Below are 22974 nucleotides of genomic sequence, written 5' to 3' on the forward strand. Positions count from 1 at the left end.
TTTTTTTCCTAAAATTCGACACATCCCAACACATTCCAGAGATTTATTCGTTGAAGTTTTCTATTGACTTACAGTATACTCTCAATATCGAGTAAGTGAGAGGGGATTAAAATGACAAGAAAGATAAATTTACCACCAAAAAAGGAACGACACCGTTTATTCGGCTCTGTTGAACCGGGAGTAAAGCTAAAACCCACAGAAAAAGAGCAGATGCCTGATTTACAAAACACAAAAAAAGATTTTCTTTTTACTATAGACGCTGTAGGAATTAGTAATGTTAAACATCCTATCATTATTCATTCTGACTTACTGCCAAAGGAACAAACGACTATTGCTACTTTTAAAATGACAAGTAAAATCTCATATGATTCAAAAGGTACAAACATGAGCCGCTTTACTGAACAACTTGAGCAATACCGTCAAAATGGAGGATTTGTTCTTACTCTTTCAAATCTGTATGATTTTACGAAAGAATTGGCAGAACGTCTAAAGCAAAAAGACGCAAGCATAGAGGTAACGTTCCCTTGGTTCTATGAGCGTAAAGGACCAAGCTCAGAATTAGTAGGATTAAACCATGCCGAGGCTTCTATTTCTGTTACGTACCAAGATGGCGTTGGGTTTACAAGCTCAGCTTCTTTAACTAGTGCAATCACAACACTTTGTCCGTGTTCTAAGGAAATTAGTGAATATAGTGCACATAATCAACGTGGATTCGTAACGATGAATGTAGAATTTACTGAGGGTTATGATGAAAAAACAGATTGGAAAGCAGCACTTTTAGAAGCAGCCGAATCAAATGCAAGTGCAATGATACACCCTGTTCTTAAACGTACAGATGAAAAGGTTGTAACAGAAACTGCATATGAAAATCCTCGTTTTGTGGAAGATATGGTTAGGCTTGTTGCTGCTGACTTATATGAATTAGATTTTGTACAGGCATTTACAGTAGAATGTCGTAACGAAGAATCTATTCATTTACATGATGCGATTGCTAGTTTAAGTTATAGAAAAGAAGACTAATGAAAAACGGTGTCCCATTTGGAACACCGTTTTTTTCTTAACCAAATACTTTGGCTAATTCTTCTTTATCTTGATCAAGCCAAAAACGCATTAAACGCTTTGCTCCTTCTAAGTCATGAAGCTTTGCTTGACCACATTGTTTTTCATTAGCTGCTGGAATTTCCGTAATTTCAACAGCAGTTTTCATAGTATCTTCTAAAAGATCAATGATTTCACTTACTTCTGGCTTTCCACTTACAACTAAATAATAGCCTGTTTGACATCCCATTGGTGAAACATCAATAATATCAAAGTGATCATATTTTTCTGAATGCTCACGAATATTAAAAGCCAGTAAATGCTCTAACGTGTGAATGGTATCAGGCTTCATCGCCTGTTTATTTGGCTGACAAAAACGAATATCAAATTTATTTACTTCACCGTCACTACCAACTTTATGAACGCCACAATGACGAACATATGGTGCCTTTACGGCATTATGATCTAATTCAAAGCTTTCTACTGAAGGCATCTTTTTCACTCCTATAATGTTAAAATGGACTAGCATACTATGCTCGTTTATATTGTAACACATGAATGAAAAATGGCGAATGATCAACTATTCTAGTTATGAAAAACTGCATTATTAAAAGTGAGGTCAACAAGTTATGAAGCAAATTTTCATCTCCGGTATCCGTTTCTATCAAAAATTTATATCGCCCCTTACACCACCCACCTGTCGCTTTTACCCAACATGTTCACATTACGGACTCGAAGCGTTTCAAAGGTTTGGGGTACTTAAAGGAAGTTATTTAACGATAAAGCGTATTTTAAAATGTCATCCGTTTCATCCCGGTGGTGTTGATCTTGTACCGGAAAAACAAGAAAAAAAGCTATGAAATTTTTCATAGCTTTTTCTTATCTTAACCTTCGTATCCATTTACAACAACATCAAGTTTTCCTGTTGCAGGATCTATAACAAGACCATGCACTGGAATATTCTCTACTAGTAATGGGTGATTTTTAATTGTTTCCACACTATCACGAACACTATCTTCAACTTTCTCAAAGCCTTTTAGCCATTGATCTAAATCTATTCCAGAATATTTAATTGTATCAATTTTTTCAGAGGAAACTCCGCGTTCCACTGCTTTTGATAAGAAAGATTCTGAATTTAATTTACTCATACCACAATCATGGTGACCCACTACACAGATTTCATCTGCTTTTAATTCATAAACAGCGACTAAAATACTTCTCATGATACTTCCAAAAGGATGAGCAACAATGGCACCAGCACTTTTCACAATCTTTACGTCACCATTTCGAATGTTCATTGCTTGTGGCAAAAGCTCAACTAATCTAGTGTCCATACAAGATAAGATGACAAGCTTTTTCTCAGGAAATTTTGTTGTTTCAAATTTTTCAAATTCTTTATCTGCTACAAATTTTTCATTATGTGCTAAAATTTCATCTACTAATCTCATATTCATTCCTCCACTATTCTAGTTTTCTGTTTTTTTATCATATCATAACTCTTGAAAATTCTCTAATGATGAGTTACTATGGTTAAGGAAATTAAATCGTAACAGTTACTATTTGCTTTTAGAAATAAAAATTAGTTCTCAAATCGTAATCATTAAGATATAATAGTGAAGTCTTAATCGTAATCATACTGATTTATTGAAAGGAGATTATTTAATATGAAAAGCACACATTACTCATGAGCTCATTCCTGTTACTATCAAGCTTATTAATAGGCTGTAACGCAAGTAACGAAGAAGGACAATCGGCGAATGAAACAAATACTGAAGATACTTTAAAAATCTATACTACGATTTATCCACTAGAAGATTTCGCAAAAAAGATAGGTGGAGATTTAGTTGAAGTTGAAAACATTCTTCCTCCTGGAGTTGACGCCCACACATACGAGCCTACTACTAAGGCGATGGTTGAAATCGCTGAAGCAGATGGATTCATTTATTCAGGTGTAGGATTTGAAAGCTTTACAGAAAAAGTTCAAGAATCATTAAATTCTGAAGATGTTGCTTTTATCAACGCTGGTGAAGGAATCGAATATATAGAAGGTCATGAAGAAGAAGCTGCTCATGATGAAACTGAACATGCTGAAGAAGAAGCTGCTCATGATGAGAGTGCACACGCTGAGGACGAAGCCGCTCATGATGAAAGTGAACACACTGAGGATGAAGCCGCTCATGATGAAAATGCACACGCTGAGGATGAAGCCGCTCATGATGAAAATGCACACGCTGAGGATGAAGCTGCTCATGATGAAAGTGCACACACTGAGGATGAAGCCGCTCATGATGAAAATGCACACGCGGAGGATGAAGCCGCTCATGATGAAAGTGCACACGCACACGATCACGGTGATCAGGACCCACACGTTTGGATTGACCCTATTCATTCAATTACTCTAGCAGAAAACATCAAAGATGCATTAATAGAACTTAACCCAGAAGGAAAGCAAACATTTGAGGATAACTTCCAAGCGTTAAAAACGCAGCTTGAAGACCTTGATCAATCTTTTAAAGATGTAATAAGCAATGCAGAAAAGAAAGAGATCCTAGTATCTCATGCTGCTTACGGTTATTGGGAAAACCGTTATGGAATCGAACAAATCAGTGTACTAGAACTTTCTCCAACTGAGGAACCTTCACAAAAAGAATTACAAACAATTATTGAAACTGCTAAAGAACATGAAATCAACTACATCATTTTTGAAACAAATGTTACAAGCAATGTAACAGATATCGTTCAAGCTGAAATTGGAGCAGAAGCATTAACCCTTAGCAACCTAGAGTCTATTACAGAAGAAGATGTAAAAAATAATGAGGATTATTTTAGTATTATGGAAAGAAATTTAGAAACTTTAAAAACAGCCTTATCAAGTAAGTGAGCGAATATTTCGTTCACTTTTTTTATTTAGACAGAAAGATACATCTATCATATAATCAACTTGATCTTCAAAAATAAAAAGGATGTGAAATATGATTTACAAGCACCGAAAGGAACCTAATGAATTATGTATTCTAAAAAACCTAAATACCCGAATGAGTTTGGATGAAAAGGACAAGCAGTATTATTTTAACCTTAAGAAAGGGTATGAGGGCGAGGTATTATTTGATAGTTTACTAGAAAAGCTTAGTTGTGAATGCATTATCCTAAATGATTTGCTTTTAAAACAAAATAACACATTGTTCCAAATTGACTCTTTACTTATCACCCGAGACTCTCTTTACCTTTATGAGGTGAAAAATTATGAAGGAGATTATTATTACGACTCTGATCGACTATATAAGAAAAACCAAAAAGAAATAAGCAATCCTCTCATTCAATTGAATAGAACCGAATCATTATTAAGACAATTACTCAAACATCTTGGATACCCTACTTCGATTTTTGCCTCAGTCGTTTTCATCAACCCAGCATTCACTCTATATCAATCACCCCTGAACAAACCATTTATTTTTCCTACTCAAATTAATAGGCACTTGCAAGAACTAAATACAGTATCGTCAAAGTTAAATGAAGATCATAAGAGGCTTGCTGACAAGTTACTTTCTTTACATGTCACGGACTCTCCATATAGGGAATTACCTAGTTATGAATATAAGGAGCTACGTAAAGGGGTTGTTTGTGGGGAGTGTTTGTCTTATTTAATTAGTGTTGAGGGAATGCAATTTTTATGTTTAACCTGTGGTCACAGAGAAGAAATTGAGACTGCTGTTATGCGAAATGTAAGGACATTTAAGCTTCTTTTTCCTGACAATAAGCTCACGGCAAATGTCATTCATGAATGGTGTAATGAAATTGTAACTAAAAGAAGAATAACAAGAATTCTTCAAAAAAACTTTAAGGTAAAAGGGGTTCATCAGTGGACTTATTATGAGGAATAAAGTAAAACAACAGACTGAGAAACTGCTCAATTACCTAATTCACTGAATGTTGGTCTTCATCTCTTATGAAGACCTTCTTCTATGGTTTTGTACACAATGATAGTCTTTATCGCTTTGCATGAAGACCATCTCCACTGTTTTTCCATACAATGTTGGTCTTCATCTCCGGCATGAAGACCATCTCTACCTATTTCCCACTCTATGTCGGTCTTCATCTCCTTCATGAAGACCATCTCTACCTATTTTCCACTCTATGTTGGTCTTCATCTCCTGCATGATGACCATTCCATCTATTTTCCACTCTATGTCGGTCTTCATCTCCTTCATGAAGACCATCTCTACTTATTTCCCACTCTATGTCAGTCTTCATCTCCTGCATGAAGACCATCTCTACCTATTTCCCACTCTATGTTGGTCTTCATCTCCGGCATGATGACCATCTCCATCTATTTTCCACTCTATGTTGGTCTTCATCTCCGGCATGATGACCATCTCCATCTATTTTCCACTCTATGTTGGTCTTCATCTCCTTCATGAAGACCATCTCCACCTATTTTCCACTCTATGTTGGCCTTCATCTCCGGCATGAAGACCATCCCCACCTATTTTCCACTCTATGTTGGTCTTCATCTCCTTCATGAAGACCATCTCCATCTATTTTCCACTCTATGTTGGCCTTCATCTCCGGCATGAAGACCATCCCCACCTATTTTCCACTCTATATTGGTCTTCATCTCCTGCATGATGACCATCTCCATCAATTCTCCACACAATGTTGGTCTTCATCTCCTGCATGATGACCATCTCCATCAATTTTCCACACTATGTCGGTCTTCATCCCCCTGCATGATGACCATCTCCACTGATTTTTCACACTACCTTAATCTTCCCCCCTGCATGAAGACCATCTTCTCCGATTTTCCCCACGATGTTGGTCTTCATCTCAAATAAAAAACCCACAAGAATATTCTCTAGAAAATAGTGGACACTATGGGTGATTACGACAAGGTAGGAAAAGAAAGGCGGATCGCAATGGATGATTTAGTATTAGCGCGTTCACTGTTCGGAACCACAATGGGCTTTCACATTATTTTTGCCACTTTGGGTGTTGGGTTGCCTTTAATGATATTATGTGCGGAACTTCTTTTTCAAAAAACGAAGGATCAGGATTATGCCATAATGGCAAAGCGTTGGACAAAAGGACAGGCTGTTTTGCTTGGGGTTGCCATTCCAACAGGAACAATTGCCGGGGTTCAGCTCGCATTATTATGGCCGGGATTTATGGAGGTAATTGGGAGAGTAATGTCATTGCCTTTCCAAATTGAAATTTATGCTTTCTTTATTGAAGCCTTGTTTATGAGCATTTATGTTTATGCGGCTGATCGAATTTCTCCTAGAATGAGAATTATCAGCGTTACCCTCGTTCTTATAGGGGCAAGTGCTTCTGCCGTTCTCATAACAAATGTTCATGCATTTGAAGGAACTCCCGCTGGTTTCAGGATTGAGAATGGGGAAATTGTTGATGTGGATCCATGGGCTGCGTTTTTTAACCCTAGCTTCTTCATTTCAGCTGCACATGTAGCCGTTTCAGCCTATATGACCGGCGCTTTTATGATTAGTACAATTGCAGCATTCAAAATGTTAAAAAGCAGGAAAAATGAACGTGTATACAAATTTCATCGAAAAGCGCTTATGTTAAGTTTGGTTATTGGAGGAATCTTTTCTTTTCTAACGGCAATCAATGGCCATGAGTCGGCTCAAATGTTACATGAATACCAGCCTGAAAAGCTTGCTGCGGCAGAAGGCCTTTTTGAAACACAGGATTACGCTCCCCTGGCTATTGGAGGATTTACAGATCGTGAAAGCCAAGAAGTAAAGTATGGGATTGAAATTCCTTGGGCCTTAAGCTTCTTAGCAGGAGATAGCTTTAAAACAGAGGTTGTTGGTTTAAATGATTTCCCTGAGGAATACTGGCCACCGTTATTTGTGCACACACTTTTTAACGGAATGGTTCTTATTGGGAGTTTTTTAATCTTTTTGTCCCTTGCTGGGTTTGTTTGGTACAAATTTTTGAAAAAACCACATTTTCCTAAGCTATTTATGTATGCCTTCGTTGTAGCAGGACCACTGTCCCTTCTTTCTATTGAATTTGGATGGATTTTTGCCTGTACAGGAAGACAGCCATGGGTGATTTATCGTATTTTAGCTACCGAAGATGTCGTAACAAAGTCAACCCAAATTGGGATGTTGTTTCTTCTTTTCTCTTTAATTTATGTTATTTTAGGTATTGCAGTTTTAGCTGTATTAAGATATTACTTCAAGCGCCACCCTGTTGAGGATGAGCTTGATGGAGGAGTACCTAACCAAAATAATCTTAGCTATTAATCCTTAGAAAAGGTGTGAATCAAAATGACTGCAGATTCATTACTCGCAATCACAGTATTATGGGGGTTCGTGTTTATTTATGCTGTTATGGCTACAATGGATTTTGGAGCAGGCTTCTGGTCCATGGTTTATTTTAATAAAGAAAAAACTAATGCAACAAACATCGCGAACCGTTATCTCTCTCCTACATGGGAAGTAACAAATGTATTCATTGTGGCCATTGTTATCGCCCTAGTTAGCTTCTTCCCAGGAGCAACATTTATCTTGGGGACAGTCTTGCTCCTTCCAGGAAGTTTCATCTTAATTTTATTAGCTTTACGAAGTGGATTTTTAGTGTTTTCACATGTTGCAAAGGACTATGAAAAAGGTTTAACATATGTTTCCGGAATTTCAGGATTTATTATTCCAGCGTTACTTATGCTTGTGTTGCCGATTACACATGGTGGCTATATTGATGTTGTAAATGGTGTACATCAGCTTAACTTCGGTGCTTTATTTACAAGTCCAAACATCTACGCCTTCATTGGCTTTGCTGTTAGCAGTACACTGTTTTTATCATCACTGCTGCTTGCAGACTATTCAAATGTTGCGGATGAACTCGAAGCGTATCGTGTTTATCGACGTGATGCCTTAATTCTTGGTCCCATTTCTTTAGTTACAGCATTTTTCATTATGCTAACCTTAAGGGCTGAAGCAAATTGGCTTTATACAAACATGCTTGATTACCTCCCCTTTTTAATTGGCTCAGTTCTTTCATTTGTTGTTGCTGGTGCTGCTTTATTTCTCCCATCAGCAAAGCATAAGCAACGAATTGGAAGACCGAGATTAGCGGTAGTAGCTGTAACCATTCAATATTTATTAGCAAGTTATGCATATGGACGAGCTCATCTTCCATACATGATTTATCCTGACGTAACAATTGAATCTGGTTTTACACATCCCAACACTTTCCGAGCGTTATTTATCACATACATTGTCGGGTTCCTTATTCTCTTCCCAGGATTTGTTTACTTTTGGAAACTCTTTATGAAAGATAAGCGCTATTTAAAACAAAATGAATCTTAAATAAGTCTTACATATTTTTTCTGCTTTTAGAAAAAATAAAGTGGTGATAAAACGAGCCAAGGGGGATGTAACATGAAAGAAAGCCTGATTGAATCATTTCGTCAAGATGTGAAAAATTCAAATGCTGACTCGTTTCCGATGTTTGTGGATTCTTTTACAAATTTATGGGACTATGAGTTCGGCTCACTGGATGACCTTCCTCAAGATGTTGATGATTTAGTTGCTGATCGTGCGATTGAATATGGATTAATGGAATAACAATAACATACTAATGATACCCATAATACTTAAAAAATCCCGGCTGTTAGAGGCCGGGATTTGTTGTTGCAGTTTTAGCAGTAGCTTTTGATAGCTTTTTTTGTGCTCGTTTTTTTGCAAGTAATCCATGCTTTGGTGAAAACAAAAACGCAAGGGCGAAAAGAACACCAGTTGACGTTGCCATAGCACCTGCAATCGACACATTTAATACGGTTGCCATGTAATATCCACTTATCGCAGAGAAAACACCTATTCCAGCACTAATAAAAAGCATATTTAGTAGTTTATCTGTTAGTAAATAGGCTGTAGATGCAGGGACAATGAGCATTGCCACAACTAAAATGGCACCAACACTATCGAATGAGGCAACAGTAGTAATTGAGAGCATCCCCATCTGTAAGTAATGAATAAATAAGACGGGAATTCCAATTGCTACAGCCATCTCAGGATCGAATGAGCTAATCTTAAATTCTTTATAAAAGAAGATAATGATTAGTAAGTTTACAATGAACACAAAACCTAAAAGCCAAACTGCTTTTGGACCCAGCTCCATCCCATTCCACTCGACTGTATCCCACGGGATAAATGTGATTTCCCCCATTAAGGCGTGATCCACATCTAAATGGATATTTCCTGCAAAAACAGAAAGAAGAATAACTCCGACAGCAAAAAGAGATGTAAACACAATCCCAATCGCAGCATCACCTTGAACACCCTTACCACTCAACACCTGAACAAGTAAGGCTGTTAATAACCCTACAATAACTGCACCAATTAAAAGAGATGGACCATCTAGACTACGACTAACTAAATATCCACCGACTATTCCTAATAAAACAGTATGTGAGATCGCATCTGCTAGCATCGCCATTTTTCTTAAAACGAGGAAACAGCCAATCATTGCACATGTAATGCCTACTAATGATCCTGTTATGATAATCCAAGCATCATAAGTCATTTACCATCACTCTCCTATCTCCGAGACTCGTTGACTTCGGTATTAGTAATGGTGCGCGATCATGGATACGCAATAATTTAAGCAGCTGATCTTTCGTTTCTTTTGAAATGGCATTTAAATTAAGATCGTCCCTTGTTTTCAACTCTAAATGGGCAAATTCCATTTCATGCATTAAATACATTTCATATAAACGCTGTTGTAAAACAAGTTCATATCCTGCCTCAATTCCTTTTTCAGTTAACATCCATTTACCATTACTTGATGGTTTAATATACTCCTTCTTTTCCAATACATTTTTAGCATGTTGGAAAAGGCTTGGTGTAACTTTTCTTTTTAATAAAACCTCATCTTCAGAAATTTCACGCAGATTTCCGCCTTCTGCTACATCATAAAAACTTAAGAAAATTTGCTCTACTGCCGTTCGTTTTCTTAAATGTAGTTGTTTTATTGCCTTTGCAAGCAAGCCTCTTTTTGGAGCAAAAATAAGTGAAATGATAAACAGAATTGTTGCAGCAATAATAATAAGTGGGCCGGTTGCCATCCCTTCCATAATCGTACTTAATAGTGTTCCAAATACTCCAGAAATGCCGCCGATAAATCCTGAAATAATGATCATTGAACTTAATTTCTCTGTCCAATATCTTGCGCTAATCGCAGGAGTAATGAGCATAGCTGCCATCAACACAACACCCACTGTTTGTAAGCCTATTACAACTGAACAAACAATGAGTAAAAGCAACAGCCCATTAAAGAATTTCGCTGGAATTCCAATTCCTTTTGCAAACTGAGGATCAAACGTTAGTAATTTGAACTCTTTATAAAAGATCACCGTTATCGCTAGCAAAATGATTGCTATGATGGTAATTAACTGTACATCTGCTGCAACCATTGAAGCTGCCTGCCCGAAAATAAAGTCATCTAAACCACTCTGATTTCCAGCACCATTGTGTTGGATATAAGTTAAAAGAACAATTCCGAATCCAAAAAACACAGAAATGATAATGCCTAGTGCTGAATCCTCTTTTATTCTGGAATGATTAATAATCACTTGAATAAAAAAAGATGAAATTAAGCCTGCAATTACAGCTCCAATTAAAAACCAAAGAAGCGATTTTGAACCATATAGTAAATAGGCAATACATACTCCAGGTAAAGCCGAATGAGCCATCGCATCACCTATTAAGCTTTGCTTTCTTAATAATGTAAAGCTTCCGACAACTCCACTAGCAATTCCCAGGAGCATTGTGCCAATTAAAACCCATTGGGTATTTGGATTTTGAAGTTGTAACAATAGTTCTTCAAACATTTGCTTCACTCCTATTTATTCTAAAGAAACTAACCGTTCCCTATCCTTCTTTAGGAAGGCTTTGATCTACTATCTATCTTTTTATTTCCCTTCAACAACAACCGATTGACCTTGTAGAAATGTTAGTTTTCCACCATACGTTTTTTGTAGATTATCGATTGAGAAAGTTTCCATAGTTGGACCAAACGCAACTTTTCTCATATTTAATAGAAGAACCCAATCAAAATACTCTTCTACTGTTTGTAAATCATGATGAACAACTAGAACTGTTTTCCCTTTTGCCTTTAATTCATTTAATAAAGCGATAATGGCTTTTTCAGTTGCTGCATCCACTCCAACAAACGGTTCATCCATAAAGTAAACATCTGCATCTTGAGCAAGTGCTCTTGCTAAAAAGACCCTTTGCTGCTGCCCACCAGAAAGCTGACTGATTTGACGATTTTCAAATTCAAGCATTCCTACTTTTTTAAGACACTCTCTAGCAAACTCAATATCTCTCTTACCAGGACGTTTAAACCAGCCAACATGACCATATCTTCCCATTAAAACAACATCTAATGCATTTGTTGGGAAATCCCAATCCACAGATCCACGTTGTGGAACATACCCACACGTTTTCTCTGCTTCTTGTATTGTTCACCGAATATATTTACTTCACCAGAAGCTGCTGGAATTAATCCTAAAATCCCTTTAATCAAGGTTGACTTTCCAGCACCGTTTGGGCCAATAATGCCAATTAATTTTCCTTCAGGTACCTCAAAACTTACTTCCTGTAAAACAGGTTTCTGATGATACGCAATTGTTAAATTTTCAACTGTAACAGGATTCATACATTAACACCAACCTTTTTGCGGTTTCACTTTTAGAGATATACCAATAGCTAAGAACAAATTGTTTTCATTCTTAGCTATCAACCTTATAACCTATCGTTACTCTATTTTAAAGAAGATACAATCGTATCTACATTGTGTTTGAACATACCAAGGTATGTGCCTTCTTCTGTTCCTTCTTCACCCATTGCGTCAGAAAAAAGCTCACCACCGATTACTACTTCATGACCTTGTTTTTTTGCACCTTCTACTACTGCACTAATTGACTTCTCTGAAATACTACTTTCAATAAACACAGCTTTAATGTTTCTTTCTACTAATGTATCTACCAACGCTTGAACATCTTTTAGTCCATATTCAGAATCTGTACTTAATCCTTGTAATCCCATTACTTCCAATCCATATGCATGCCCAAAATAAGCAAAGGCATCATGAGCTGTTACTAGCACACGGCTTTCTTCTGGAATGGTTTTAATTTGCTCATTTGCATAAGCATCTAAATCCTCTAATTCTTTTTTATAGTTGGTCGCATTTTCCTTAAATAATTCTTCATTATCAGGAGATTGCTTTGTTAATTCTGCTTCAACTGCATCAACAGCATGAATCCATGCTTTGATATCAAACCATACGTGAGGATCGTGTGCAGTTGAATCATCTGCTGCTAATAACAAATCTTCTGGAATAGAATCACCAACGGCGACTGTTGCCTTATCCTCTGACATTTTTTCGAAAATTTCACCCATTTTCCCCTCTAAATGAAGCCCATTGTAAAAAATCATATCTGCTTCATTTAATTTCTGGATATCCCCTTGAGAAGCTTGATAAAGATGAGGGTCGACTCCTGGTCCCATTAATGAAGTAACTTCCACTTTATCTCCACCCACATGTTTTACGATATCTGCTACTTGACCTGTAGTTGTTGTAACATTAATTGTTTCACTAGAAGTTCCGTTTCCTTCAGCTACATCACCATTTGTCTGTTCACTATCACTACCACATGCCGATAATAAAAATACTGCTAGAATCGCTGTTCCTACACCTGCCAACCATTTTTTCACCTTTTACTCCTCCATTTCGCTTTTCATTTTTATATTCATGGTTGAAACTTTCCTATTTTTGCTGGGTCAAAAGTAGTTTATGTAGTTATTTAGTATGTGTGCTACATTTTTTACTTATATCATTTTTTGTTAGTTCATCTAAAAAAGTTTCCTTAACGCAACAATAATTCATTTAGACTTTTATGTCAAACATCTTTTCTCGACAATTTAGGAGATAAAAAAAGGATAACTCAAACTATGTACTCAGTGAGTATACTGAATTCATAGTCTAGAGTTATCCTTAAAAGAGCAGAAAGAGAAACTAACTTTCATTAAATTTGTTAATCTTTCTTCATAATTATACTCGGTTGTTAGCTTTCATTAAAAATCTTGATCATTTAATTTTGACAAACAAATTTACTATAAAATTAATTTTTCATAGGCTAATAATTAAATTTCCCCTCTATATTCTAATTAAAAATATCTTTTTATAATTATTTTAAAACTGTGACTGATGAAGCTATTGATTTTAACAGATCTTTCTTAACCTTATACCCTATCCCAATTTCATTTGGTACACTAATTTTCCCTGAAACACTTCTTATTTCCGGATCAACGATATCCTTCTCCCAATATCTTGAAGATGATGAGATATCTCCCGGAATTGTAAAGTTTGCTAGTGATGCTAAAGCAATATTATGCGCTCGTGAAATACTTGTTTCAAGCATCCCACCACACCAGACTGGTATTGAATGCTCAAGACATAAATCATGTATTTTCTTTGATTCAGTTAACCCGCCTACTCGCCCAGGTTTAATATTAATAACTTGGCAACTTCCCAATTCAATCGCTTTTCTGGCATCTTCACTAGTTATAATACTTTCATCTAAGCAAATAGGAGTTGATAGGTTCTCTTGAAGCTTTGCATGATCAACAATGTCGTCTGCTGCGAGTGGTTGTTCAATCATCATTAACCCAAATTGATCTAGTTCTTTTAATCTTTCAACATCATTCAGTGTATAAGATGAATTTGCATCTGCCATTAAAGGTAAATCAGGAAACCTTTTGCGTATTTCCTCAACTATTTTCATATCCTGTTCTGGTGAAATCTTTATTTTAAATCGTTTATATCCTTCCTCATGATATCGAGTAATCTGTTCAATCATATTTGAAAAGGAAGATATCCCGATAACAACACCGCACTCAATTTCATTTCTTACGCCACCTAATGCCGTTGATAAGGATACATTTTTCTTCTTAGCATATAAATCCCATATTGCACCCTCTAGAGATGCTTTTGCCATTTGATTTCGCTTTATTCTTTTAAAAATCTCCTGCAGTTCATCTGGGTGTTCAAAAGTCTCAGAAATGACTAGTGGGATAAGAATGTCTTTAAGAAGATGAAAGCAGGTTGAAATCGTTTCTTCTGTATACCAAGGGGTTGAGAATGCCACAACCTCTCCCCATCCACTTACTCCATCAGAATCAATAACTTCAACTAAAATACTATCTCGATCCGTAACATGTCCAATACTTGATGTAAACGGGACTTTCAACCGCTGAGTTATATGATACAATGTGACTTTTTCAACTTTTATCATTTAGACATTCCTTTTTCTAGATATTTTCTAAGGTCTTTTCTCAAAAGCTTATTCGATGCATTTCTTGGAAGCTCTTCTAAAAATGTTATATGATGAGGAACTTTGTATTTTGCCAATCGTTCTTGACAGTATGCAAGAAGATCTTCACGATCAATCTTTTCAGTTGTAACAAGAAAAGCATAAGGGACCTGTCCCCATTTCTTATCTTCTATACCAACAACACCCGCATCCTGGACAGCTGGGTATGAGAGTAAGACATTTTCAATTTCTGCTGGGTATACATTTTCTCCACCGGAAATAATTAAATCTGATCGTCTGTCTAATACATATAAAAATCCATGATTATCGATATAACCTTGATCACCTGTGTGAAACCAACCATTTGTAAATCCGTTTTTTGTCGCTTCCTCCCGCTTCCAATAACCCTTTGTAATAGTTGGTCCTTTAACGAAAATCTCGCCCTCTTCGAATGGAGAACATTCTCTTCCATTTTGCATGATTTTCATTTGACATAAAAATAATGGTTTACCTGCTGATCCTACCTTTTTCATGCTATATTCAGGAGATAAGGTAACAATTTGTGAAGATGTTTCGGTCATTCCATACGTTTGAAAAACGGGGATTTGTTTTGTGAGGCTTTTTTCAAGCAAGTCTTTTGGAACTGGACCTCCTCCTGCAAGCATACATCGAAAGCTCTCCGGGTATTTGTTATGGCCAAGGTCAACAAGCATTTGATTTAACATCGTTGTGACAACTGACACAATGGTTACCCCATCCTCCAAGATGGCACGATTCATTTTTTTAGCATCAAATCTCTCAAATAAGACAATACCAATTCCATAAATAACACTTCGAAACAAGATCGATAATCCGCTAATATGAAATAACGGAACAGCTAATAACCAACGATCTTCTTGTACTATTCCCAGATTTAATGCAGAGCCGATTGCACTTGACCAATGATTTCCAAACGTTTGTAGTACACCTTTTGGATATCCTGTTGTTCCAGATGTATACATGATGGTTGCCACTTGATCTGCCTTGAACTCCTCAATTTCTTCTATGTAAACAGGACTTTCTATTTCTTTGAGGTGGTCAACAACAATTACATTTACCTTTTCACCTAGTTTTCCCGCTAATTCTTCATGACAAATAACAGAAACAGCTTCAGCATCTGATAGTTGAAAAGCTAGCTCTTGATTTGTTAAGCGATGATTTAATAATACAGCTATAGCACCGACAGAGAAGAGCGCATGAATCACTTCAATCATATCTACGCTGTTTTTCATGAGCACCCCTATATGATCATCTCTTTTTACCCCATGAGAGATTAATTGTTTTACTCTATTTTGAACACGTTTATAAAGCTCGTCAAACGTCAATTCTTCATTTTCTGCTTTAACAGCCAAACGATTTGGCGTAAGATTTGCTCGTTGCTTTAACCAATTAGGGAATGTCTCGTTCATAACAATACCTTACCTCCTTTAATTTTATATTTTTAATAAAAAAAGCTTGATGAGAAAAGTATCACCAAGCTTTTTTGAAATCGTATAAGGCTTAAGGGAAACGAGGGAATTGTTTGAAGTCCGGAGTACGTTTTTCTTTGAATGCATCGCGGCCTTCTTTTGCTTCATCCGTTGTATAATAAAGCAATGTTGCATCCCCAGCAAATTGCTGAATTCCTGCAAGTCCATCTGTATCCGCATTAAATGCTGCTTTTAAGAAACGAATAGCTGTTGGACTTTTTTCTAATATTTCCTCACACCATTTTACCGTTTCTTCTTCTAACTGATCTAACGGAACAACTGTATTGACTAAGCCCATATCTAAAGCTTCTTGTGCGCCATATTGTCTGCATAGATACCAGATTTCACGTGCTTTTTTATGTCCTACTATGCGAGCTAGATAGCCTGAGCCATACCCTGCATCAAAGCTTCCCACTTTAGGACCAGTTTGTCCAAATACAGCGTTATCCGCAGCAATTGTTAAATCACATACGATATGTAATACATGTCCTCCACCAATTGCATACCCTGCAACCATCGCGATAACAGGCTTTGGAATGACACGAATTAATCGTTGTAAATCAAGTACGTTTAAGCGGGGAATTTGATCATCACCTACATAACCACCATGGCCACGCACTTTTTGGTCTCCACCTGAACAGAAGGCTTTTCCACCTTCACCTGTTAAAATAATGACACCTACATTTTCATCATCTCGAGCACGAGCAAATGCATCAATTAACTCTGTCACCGTTTTCGGTGTAAATGCATTATGTACATGTGGACGGTTAATTGAAATCTTCGCTATTCCATTATATGTTTGATAAATGATTTCTTCATACTCACGCTGTGTAACCCATTCAATTGCCATTTTTGTACCTCCTAATTATTTTGAGATAAAAACTCACTTACTATTTTACCAAAAATTCGTGGTTGTTCTACATGAATTGTATGTCCTGCATGATTTATTTCCTTTAAGTAGCTAGTAGGAAGGTATTTGTGCATATTTTTAGCTATATCACAAAACTTTAAATCCCATTCACCACACAACAATAACACAGGGATCTCTATAGTTGAAAGCTGCTCCCACCAGGATGGTTGAGATCCTGTCCCCATTCCAATCAAACTGTTAGCAAGTCCTACAGGATTATTTTGTAGCCTAAGTGCTCTAAGCTTTTGTTTTGTGTCCAGTGACAATTGGTCTTGGGTTGAGAATAAGGGAATTTTCTCCCATCGTTGAACAAATCTTTCTACCCCATGACTCAAAATTTCTTTTGCAAGCTTTTCATCGGATCTTTTTCGATTGTTTCGTTCCTCCAGGTAATTTAAGCCGGGTGAGCTACTCTCAAGAATCAGTGTTTTTACACGTTCAGGAAATGTTGCTGCAACAGATAAAGCTAATCTACCTCCCATAGAATATCCCAAAATATTTGCACGATTGATTGATAAAGTATCTAATATTTCAACAATATCTTTAACAACCTCATTCATTTCATACCTTGAAGGATCTGAAGGAGATTCTGTTCTACCATGTCCAATAATGTCAATTAAAACAAGTTGATGCTGTGGAAATTCCGCTAATATATGGTTCCAATTGGCAATACATCCAGTAAAACCATGTAATAAAACAAGTGGCTCACCCTTTGAAACGACTTCAACGTTATAATCAATACCTCTTATTTTCATTGTTTCAACACTTTTCTTATTTCCTGGGAAACATGATCTAACAATTCCCGATGAATCTTGACACGTGTCATTCGATCTGTTGCAAGTTCAACAACCTGTAATCCGCTGTTGTTCCATTCATTTGTAAGATAATTCCGGAATTCGTTCCAGCTCTCAATCTTGACATATTTCCCCTCATACATTTCTACCACTTTCGAAAAATTTAAACCAGTTGGAGTTCCATAAAGTGTTTCAAAATGCTTTTCTTCTTTTGACTGAGGAAGAAAAGAAAAGATCCCGCCACCATCATTATTAACTAAAATGACTGTTAGATTAAGTTGATTCATTTTCGCTACTAAAAGACCATTTAAATCATGAAAGAACGATAAATCACCTATTAATAAAAATGTAGGCTTTTTATGATCGACACTAACACCTAATGCAGTAGATACAATTCCATCAATACCGTTGGCTCCTCTATTAGCAATGATTTCTATTTCTTTATCATGATTTCTAAAAAACGTATCAACGTCCCGTATCGGCATGCTGTTTCCAACGAATAATCGGCTGCCATCAGGTAGAAGTTGTTGAAGTTCACTAACTACTTTTCCTTCAAATAACTCATCGATTTTATGCAACTCATGATCAAGTCTTTCTGAAAAGACCTGATTACTTTGTAACCATTTAATATAATAATCCGAGAATTCCTTAGCTTGTATTAAGTTCACCATCTCTTTACAGAAATAATGCGGCATACAAGTAATAAGATGTGAAGCATTTAAAGTTGGGTCCCGATACTCTTCACTTGAATCGACAATAATCTGTATAATATCCGGATTATTTTTCAATAAAAGCATAAGAGGCTTGGAAACAGGCATAGGGCCAAACCGAATAATCACTTCTGGTTTAAGCTCATTAACTAATTCAGGATCTTTTAATATCGAGTCATATCCATCAATGATACCCTGCTTTTTATGCTTACCTGCTCTTAATTGAGAAAGAGGGTCGGCAAGGATCGGGAATTTCAGTTTTTCAGAAAGCTTATTCACTTCTGTAATAAAATCTGAATCATTTTGTTCTCCACAAACAATAATTCCTTTAGAAAACCTGTTCACAAGTTGAGCCAACATCTCCATTTGTTCTTTCGATAAAAGTACTTCACCTAGTGTAGTATATAAATAGGTTGTTCGATCTTCTGTTGTACTCCATAAGTCATTAAGAGTTAAATTGGGGAGTAAAGGCTCTCTAAATGGAAAATTCAAATGAACCACTCCCGCAGAATGTGCAGAAGCAATTGACACTGCTCTACCTGCAATTGTCCTAACATAACGAAACATTCCTACTTGTTCTTCAGGTAAGGCTACGTCAACAAACCATTTTGGATAATGACCATACATTTGAATTTGATCAATTGCCTGTGGTGCCCCAACATCTCTTAACTCATGAGGTCTATCAGAAGTTATGACTATTAATGGAACTCTTGAGTAACGCGCTTCAACAATTGCTGGATAATAATTAGCTGCTGCAGTACCAGATGTACAAACTAATACAACAGGTCTTTTATTACACTTAGCCATTCCAAGCGCAAAAAAGCCTGCTGATCGTTCATCAATATTAATGTAACAAGTAAGATCTGGATGTTCCGCCATTAAAATAGCCAGAGGAGTTGAGCGAGAACCTGGACTAATAACTACCTCCGCAACTCCTAAACGAGCCAGTTCATCAACAAAGTTGGCGACGTATCTGGTTAGTGTATCACCAGTCTTCATTTACGATTCCTCCCAAAGCAGACAGCATTGGCTTAAGTTTTATTTTGGTTTCTAGATATTCCGATTTCGGATCTGATTCTTCCACAATTCCACATCCTGCAAATAATGCAGCATTCTGACCTTCCAATAACCCTGAGCGAATGGCTACAACAAATTCACCGTTGTTATCATGATCAAGCCATCCAATTGGACCTGCATACCATCCGCGATGCATTGGTTCACGCTCTCTAATTTTTTCAATCGCTTTATCTTTAGGATACCCACCCAAAGCAGGAGTGGGGTGTAATCTTTCAACCATAGAAAGAAGGGAAATTCCTTCTTTTGCAATTCCTTTTACAGGAGTGTATAGATGTTGAATATTTTTCGTTTTATATAAGGTTGGGTATTCAGGTACACTTACTTCATCACAGCATGAATCAATAGCAGCTTTAATCATTTTAACAACAATATTATGTTCAATTAAGTTTTTGTCATCATTTAATAGTTGATGACCTAACTTTTGGTCTTGCTCTTTTGTGTTTCCTCTTTTAATCGATCCAGCAAGACAGGTTGATAATACCTGAGTGTTTTTCTTTTTAACTAATCTTTCAGGAGTCGCCCCAACAAAGTGCTGATTTCCATTTTCAAAGTCAAAAACATAGCTTGTTGGCTGTTCCTTCAGAAGATTATTTATGACTTGATAAGAATTTATTTTCTCTGTGAACTTTAGATGTACTTCACGAGCTAAAACAACCTTATCCATTTCTTTTGATTGAATATCCTTAGTTGCCTGTTGGACAGCCTTTAACCATTCAGAAGTTTTATACTCAATAGTTGAAAATTCGTTAACCTTTTCACAATCTAATGAATAAGGAAAGGAATGGCTAAGTTCAATACTATTTTCAAAGTGCTTGATACAAACATCAAGTTCATCGTAAGGTGAAATGATTTTGTTAATAGTAAGATATGTTTTATTCTGAACAATGGAAAGCATTGTAGTTGGAAGTACAAATTTTGCTTCTGCAAATGAATCCCAAAGAGGACTTTTCTCTTTTATAGGATCAAATGAAAAACCTCCGAATAGCAGAGGGCCTGTCCCTATTTCATTCTTCCGATCAGAAATAACCTTTTTAGGGAAGCGCTTCCATTCCTTTTCAATTTCCTGAAATCTTTGTTTAGACTCTTTATTATTTTCGATAACTAATTCATTTCCTAGACCAACCATCGTAAAATCCCGTTCAGGTGTTGACCAAACAAATCGTTCTCCTAAGGAAAGTTCTTCACCGGAAGCAAAGAAATGAAGGGGGTCCATTGCATCCACTTCTTTTACACTGCTGACGATCACCGATTGATTCGTCTGCTTTGCCTCTTCCAATGCCTGCTGTATAAATTCTTTTATTGTATGATCCAAAGTAGTTATCAAGCTTATCCCCCGACACCAAAAATTGCTTATATTAAGATACACCTAGCTAGGTTGTGTGTCAATATAGAAAAGCGCAAGGCACTTAACTTGCCAGTCCTTTGCCTTAATAGGGCTTTGTAGAACTATACACCAAACTAAGTACAAATTTATCAATTCTGTTTTTAGAACCAAATTGTTATAACCTTATTATATATCTTGTTGTTCAGGATTAAAATGAAAACGTCTTGATTACAGAGTCATTTTATAGGTACAAATGGTAATAATAAGCTAGGATCTTTGATTTGAAAAGCATTGACACCCCTTGGTTATTTTTCTAAACTATGTTATGGAGTCGTTTTACATGTTATATTTGTTTTTTGCTAAAAAAAGGAGAGATATTATGCAACCTCAGACAACGCCACATGCTCCTATGATTAAAAAGGACAAAGGCTGGAGAGTTTGGTGGATGCTATTAAGACCGCATACACTATCTGCAGCATTTATTCCTGTTACAATTGGGACTGTGTTAGCTTTGCATGAAGGATCAATAAAGCTCTCATTATTCATAGCTATGCTTGTTGCTTCTATTCTAATTCAAGCAGCAACAAATATGTTTAATGAGTATTTTGATTATAAACGTGGTTTAGACAATGAATCATCTGTTGGTATAGGTGGTGCCATCGTTAGAAATGGAATTAAGGCAAACACTGTCTTAACATTAGGTTTTTCATTTTTTGGTATTGCTACATTATTAGGTGTTTACATTTGTATGATGTCCACTTGGTGGATTGCTGTTATAGGAATAGTATGTATGCTAGCTGGGTATTTTTATACAGGAGGTCCCGTTCCAATTGCATATACACCATTTGGTGAAATTGTTGCCGGGTTTTTTATGGGAAATGTTATTGTATTAATTGCCTACTTTATTCAAACTGAGACACTTTCCTTAGGTAGCATACTTTTATCTATTCCTGTTGCGATCTTAATTGCAGCTATTTTAACTGCGAACAACATTCGAGATTTAGATGGCGATAAAGAAAATGGCAGAAAAACACTTGCCATTTTACTAGGAAGAAAAAACTCAATTCGTTTTTTAGCTGGTATGTTTATTACAGCATATTTCATTATATTTGTACTACTTATAGTAGGTTTAGCACCAGCTTGGGCATTGCTCGTATTAATTAGTATTCCTAAAGCTTATTCTGCTGTAAAACAATTTATAGGGAAAACAGCTCCAATTGAAATGATGCCTGCAATGAAAGCAACTGCTCAAACGAATGTTCAATTTGGATTTTTATTGGCGTTGGGTTTATTCGTCAGCCACTTCTTATAAATACTTCTTACACGGTATGTTCAGGTACCGTGTTTTTTTTGTGCAATTTTAACAATCATGTTTTCCTTCTTACTGCTCATAATAGGTATAGAAACATTTATTTAAGGAAGGAGCGTGGATGGCATGCTAAGTTCACAACAAGTAGAGACCTTCCGTTCACAGCTAAACCAAATGAAAAAAGATATAGAAGATCGCTTCGAGATGAATGGTCATTTTGGTCTTGAAGAAGGTCATGGGCATGAATCAATGGGGGAACTCTCAAGTTATGACAATCATCCAGCAGATGATGCAACAGAATTATATGAAAGAGAAAAAGACATTGCATTAAATGAACATACAGAAGAACAACTATTAGATATTGAAAGAGCTCTTCAAGCTATTGACAATGGTTCTTATGGTAAATGTGAAGTTTGTGGAGTTGATATACCAGTTGAACGACTTGATGCAATTCCTACAGCTACTACCTGTAAAGAACATGCACCTGAACAGGTTGTTTCACATAATCGCCCAATAGAAGAAGGAGTTTTAATGCCTCCCTTCGGAAAATTTAATTATGATGATCAAGATGAGAACGTAGCGTTTGATGCAGAAGATGCTTATCAAATTGTGAATAGTTACGGATCATCTGAAACTCCATCTGATTTTAATGATCCACAAGATCACTACAATGATGTTTATATGGAATCAAATGACCCTGATGGGTATGTTGAGGCTTATGAAAACTTTGTCGGCACTGATATAGAAGGAAAAGAAATTACCATATTCCCTTCAAATCAGCATCAGCAATATGAAGATATGCTAGATGAAGAAGGTACAATGACGATCTTTGGCGATTTACCTCCTTACGAGAAAGATCCTTATACAGAGGATGAAGTATAATTTTAAAAACTCCCCATACACAGGGGGAGTTTTTTTGTGTAAGACTTTCTTCCCTTTTACTTGATTTTTTTTATAACCAATCT

Annotated in this window: 22 protein-coding genes and 1 pseudogene; 9 read left to right on the forward strand and 14 right to left on the reverse strand. The window is 36.4% G+C overall.

Annotated elements, in window-relative coordinates:
- Positions 1-111: 111 nt before the first annotated feature.
- On the forward strand, positions 112-1020 hold the full coding sequence (gene folE2, locus MVE64_RS07705; RefSeq protein ID WP_247345255.1) for a GTP cyclohydrolase FolE2: 909 nt from the start codon (positions 112-114) through the stop codon (positions 1018-1020).
- A gap of 37 nt (positions 1021-1057) precedes the next feature.
- On the opposite strand, the gene MVE64_RS07710 is transcribed toward folE2, so the two are convergent.
- A complete protein-coding gene (locus MVE64_RS07710) occupies positions 1058-1531 on the reverse strand; it encodes an S-ribosylhomocysteine lyase (RefSeq protein ID WP_098794907.1) in 474 nt (157 codons plus the stop codon).
- 136 nt (positions 1532-1667) lie between these two features.
- Between MVE64_RS07710 and yidD the strand changes: the two genes are divergently transcribed.
- Positions 1668-1898, forward strand: coding sequence for a membrane protein insertion efficiency factor YidD (yidD, locus tag MVE64_RS07715; RefSeq protein ID WP_098794906.1), 231 nt, complete (start codon positions 1668-1670; stop codon positions 1896-1898).
- Between the two features lie 24 nt (positions 1899-1922).
- Here yidD and MVE64_RS07720 read toward each other — a convergent pair whose 3' ends face one another.
- Positions 1923-2486 (reverse strand): beta-class carbonic anhydrase, encoded by a 564-nt coding sequence (locus MVE64_RS07720; RefSeq protein WP_247345258.1) that lies wholly within the window; start codon positions 2484-2486, stop codon positions 1923-1925.
- Positions 2487-2722: 236 nt separating this feature from the next.
- Between MVE64_RS07720 and MVE64_RS07725 the strand changes: the two genes are divergently transcribed.
- Complete coding sequence (locus MVE64_RS07725; protein WP_247345260.1) at positions 2723-3919, forward strand: metal ABC transporter solute-binding protein, Zn/Mn family; 1197 nt, start codon at positions 2723-2725, stop codon at positions 3917-3919.
- Positions 3920-4010: 91 nt separating this feature from the next.
- Positions 4011-4919 carry a nuclease-related domain-containing protein gene (locus MVE64_RS07730; protein ID WP_247345262.1) on the forward strand — a complete coding sequence of 303 codons (909 nt, stop codon included), beginning with the start codon at positions 4011-4013 and terminating at the stop codon, positions 4917-4919.
- 56 nt (positions 4920-4975) lie between these two features.
- Here MVE64_RS07730 and MVE64_RS07735 read toward each other — a convergent pair whose 3' ends face one another.
- Positions 4976-5143, reverse strand: a complete 168-nt coding sequence (locus tag MVE64_RS07735; protein WP_247345264.1) for a hypothetical protein — start codon at positions 5141-5143, stop codon at positions 4976-4978.
- 11 nt (positions 5144-5154) lie between these two features.
- Positions 5155-5298 carry a hypothetical protein gene (locus tag MVE64_RS07740; protein ID WP_247345267.1) on the reverse strand — a complete coding sequence of 48 codons (144 nt, stop codon included), beginning with the start codon at positions 5296-5298 and terminating at the stop codon, positions 5155-5157.
- A 653-nt stretch (positions 5299-5951) separates the two neighbouring features.
- On the opposite strand from MVE64_RS07740, the gene MVE64_RS07745 reads away from it, so the two are divergent.
- From MVE64_RS07745 to MVE64_RS07755, 3 genes are all read left to right on the forward strand, one after another.
- A complete protein-coding gene (locus MVE64_RS07745) occupies positions 5952-7304 on the forward strand; it encodes a cytochrome ubiquinol oxidase subunit I (RefSeq protein ID WP_247345269.1) in 1353 nt (450 codons plus the stop codon).
- Between the two features lie 24 nt (positions 7305-7328).
- Entirely contained in the window at positions 7329-8369 is a 1041-nt protein-coding gene (locus MVE64_RS07750; protein WP_379050974.1) for a cytochrome d ubiquinol oxidase subunit II, read from the forward strand.
- Between the two features lie 72 nt (positions 8370-8441).
- A complete protein-coding gene (locus MVE64_RS07755; protein ID WP_121663150.1) occupies positions 8442-8627 on the forward strand; it encodes a hypothetical protein in 186 nt (61 codons plus the stop codon).
- Between the two features lie 46 nt (positions 8628-8673).
- Here MVE64_RS07755 and MVE64_RS07760 read toward each other — a convergent pair whose 3' ends face one another.
- From MVE64_RS07760 to MVE64_RS07805, 10 genes and pseudogenes are all read right to left on the reverse strand, one after another.
- On the reverse strand, positions 8674-9585 hold the full coding sequence (locus MVE64_RS07760) for a metal ABC transporter permease (RefSeq protein WP_247345271.1): 912 nt from the start codon (positions 9583-9585) through the stop codon (positions 8674-8676).
- A complete protein-coding gene (locus MVE64_RS07765; protein WP_247345274.1) occupies positions 9575-10891 on the reverse strand; it encodes a metal ABC transporter permease in 1317 nt (438 codons plus the stop codon). Before MVE64_RS07765 ends, MVE64_RS07760 begins: the two co-directional genes overlap by 11 nt.
- Positions 10892-10972: 81 nt before the next feature.
- Positions 10973-11721: pseudogene (locus MVE64_RS07770) on the reverse strand (metal ABC transporter ATP-binding protein).
- 104 nt (positions 11722-11825) lie between these two features.
- Positions 11826-12779, reverse strand: coding sequence for a metal ABC transporter solute-binding protein, Zn/Mn family (locus tag MVE64_RS07775; RefSeq protein WP_247345276.1), 954 nt, complete (start codon positions 12777-12779; stop codon positions 11826-11828).
- Positions 12780-13252: 473 nt separating this feature from the next.
- Complete coding sequence (gene menC / locus MVE64_RS07780) at positions 13253-14359, reverse strand: o-succinylbenzoate synthase (protein ID WP_247345279.1); 1107 nt, start codon at positions 14357-14359, stop codon at positions 13253-13255.
- Complete coding sequence (locus MVE64_RS07785) at positions 14356-15825, reverse strand: o-succinylbenzoate--CoA ligase (protein ID WP_247345282.1); 1470 nt, start codon at positions 15823-15825, stop codon at positions 14356-14358. Before MVE64_RS07785 ends, menC begins: the two co-directional genes overlap by 4 nt.
- A gap of 91 nt (positions 15826-15916) precedes the next feature.
- A complete protein-coding gene (menB, locus tag MVE64_RS07790; RefSeq protein ID WP_098794895.1) occupies positions 15917-16735 on the reverse strand; it encodes a 1,4-dihydroxy-2-naphthoyl-CoA synthase in 819 nt (272 codons plus the stop codon).
- An 11-nt stretch (positions 16736-16746) separates the two neighbouring features.
- Positions 16747-17550: a 2-succinyl-6-hydroxy-2,4-cyclohexadiene-1-carboxylate synthase gene (gene menH / locus MVE64_RS07795; protein WP_247345284.1), complete on the reverse strand. Its 804-nt coding sequence runs from the start codon at positions 17548-17550 to the stop codon at positions 16747-16749.
- The gene (menD, locus tag MVE64_RS07800; protein ID WP_247345286.1) at positions 17547-19298 is read right to left on the reverse strand and encodes a 2-succinyl-5-enolpyruvyl-6-hydroxy-3-cyclohexene-1-carboxylic-acid synthase; all 1752 of its coding nucleotides are present in this window, start codon (positions 19296-19298) and stop codon (positions 17547-17549) included. Before menD ends, menH begins: the two co-directional genes overlap by 4 nt.
- Positions 19285-20700, reverse strand: a complete 1416-nt coding sequence (locus MVE64_RS07805; protein ID WP_247345287.1) for an isochorismate synthase — start codon at positions 20698-20700, stop codon at positions 19285-19287. Before MVE64_RS07805 ends, menD begins: the two co-directional genes overlap by 14 nt.
- 379 nt (positions 20701-21079) lie before the next feature.
- On the opposite strand from MVE64_RS07805, the gene MVE64_RS07810 reads away from it, so the two are divergent.
- Both MVE64_RS07810 and MVE64_RS07815 read left to right on the forward strand, forming a co-directional pair.
- Positions 21080-22012 carry a 1,4-dihydroxy-2-naphthoate polyprenyltransferase gene (locus tag MVE64_RS07810; RefSeq protein WP_098795063.1) on the forward strand — a complete coding sequence of 311 codons (933 nt, stop codon included), beginning with the start codon at positions 21080-21082 and terminating at the stop codon, positions 22010-22012.
- A gap of 123 nt (positions 22013-22135) precedes the next feature.
- Positions 22136-22891, forward strand: coding sequence for a yteA family sporulation protein (locus tag MVE64_RS07815; RefSeq protein WP_231308074.1), 756 nt, complete (start codon positions 22136-22138; stop codon positions 22889-22891).
- Positions 22892-22974: the final 83 nt, after the last annotated feature.

The organism is Metabacillus endolithicus (assembly GCF_023078335.1).
In the GTDB taxonomy this organism is placed as follows: domain Bacteria; phylum Bacillota; class Bacilli; order Bacillales; family Bacillaceae; genus Metabacillus; species Metabacillus endolithicus.

Bases quoted from the DNA above. Each gene is read 5' to 3' on its own strand.
- folE2 (WP_247345255.1), top strand. From the start codon at position 112: ATGACAAGAAAGATAAATTTACCACCAAAAAAGGAACGACACCGTTTA.
- MVE64_RS07710 (WP_098794907.1), bottom strand. From the start codon at position 1,531: ATGCCTTCAGTAGAAAGCTTTGAATTAGATCATAATGCCGTAAAGGCA.
- yidD (WP_098794906.1), top strand. From the start codon at position 1,668: ATGAAGCAAATTTTCATCTCCGGTATCCGTTTCTATCAAAAATTTATA.
- MVE64_RS07720 (WP_247345258.1), bottom strand. From the start codon at position 2,486: ATGAGATTAGTAGATGAAATTTTAGCACATAATGAAAAATTTGTAGCA.
- MVE64_RS07725 (WP_247345260.1), top strand. From the start codon at position 2,723: ATGAGCTCATTCCTGTTACTATCAAGCTTATTAATAGGCTGTAACGCA.
- MVE64_RS07730 (WP_247345262.1), top strand. From the start codon at position 4,011: ATGATTTACAAGCACCGAAAGGAACCTAATGAATTATGTATTCTAAAA.
- MVE64_RS07735 (WP_247345264.1), bottom strand. From the start codon at position 5,143: ATGAAGGAGATGAAGACCGACATAGAGTGGGAAATAGGTAGAGATGGT.
- MVE64_RS07740 (WP_247345267.1), bottom strand. From the start codon at position 5,298: ATGCAGGAGATGAAGACTGACATAGAGTGGGAAATAAGTAGAGATGGT.
- MVE64_RS07745 (WP_247345269.1), top strand. From the start codon at position 5,952: ATGGATGATTTAGTATTAGCGCGTTCACTGTTCGGAACCACAATGGGC.
- MVE64_RS07750 (WP_379050974.1), top strand. From the start codon at position 7,329: ATGACTGCAGATTCATTACTCGCAATCACAGTATTATGGGGGTTCGTG.
- MVE64_RS07755 (WP_121663150.1), top strand. From the start codon at position 8,442: ATGAAAGAAAGCCTGATTGAATCATTTCGTCAAGATGTGAAAAATTCA.
- MVE64_RS07760 (WP_247345271.1), bottom strand. From the start codon at position 9,585: ATGACTTATGATGCTTGGATTATCATAACAGGATCATTAGTAGGCATT.
- MVE64_RS07765 (WP_247345274.1), bottom strand. From the start codon at position 10,891: ATGTTTGAAGAACTATTGTTACAACTTCAAAATCCAAATACCCAATGG.
- menC (WP_247345279.1), bottom strand. From the start codon at position 14,359: ATGATAAAAGTTGAAAAAGTCACATTGTATCATATAACTCAGCGGTTG.
- MVE64_RS07785 (WP_247345282.1), bottom strand. From the start codon at position 15,825: ATGAACGAGACATTCCCTAATTGGTTAAAGCAACGAGCAAATCTTACG.
- menB (WP_098794895.1), bottom strand. From the start codon at position 16,735: ATGGCAATTGAATGGGTTACACAGCGTGAGTATGAAGAAATCATTTAT.
- menH (WP_247345284.1), bottom strand. From the start codon at position 17,550: ATGAAAATAAGAGGTATTGATTATAACGTTGAAGTCGTTTCAAAGGGT.
- menD (WP_247345286.1), bottom strand. From the start codon at position 19,298: ATGAAGACTGGTGATACACTAACCAGATACGTCGCCAACTTTGTTGAT.
- MVE64_RS07810 (WP_098795063.1), top strand. From the start codon at position 21,080: ATGCAACCTCAGACAACGCCACATGCTCCTATGATTAAAAAGGACAAA.
- MVE64_RS07815 (WP_231308074.1), top strand. From the start codon at position 22,136: ATGCTAAGTTCACAACAAGTAGAGACCTTCCGTTCACAGCTAAACCAA.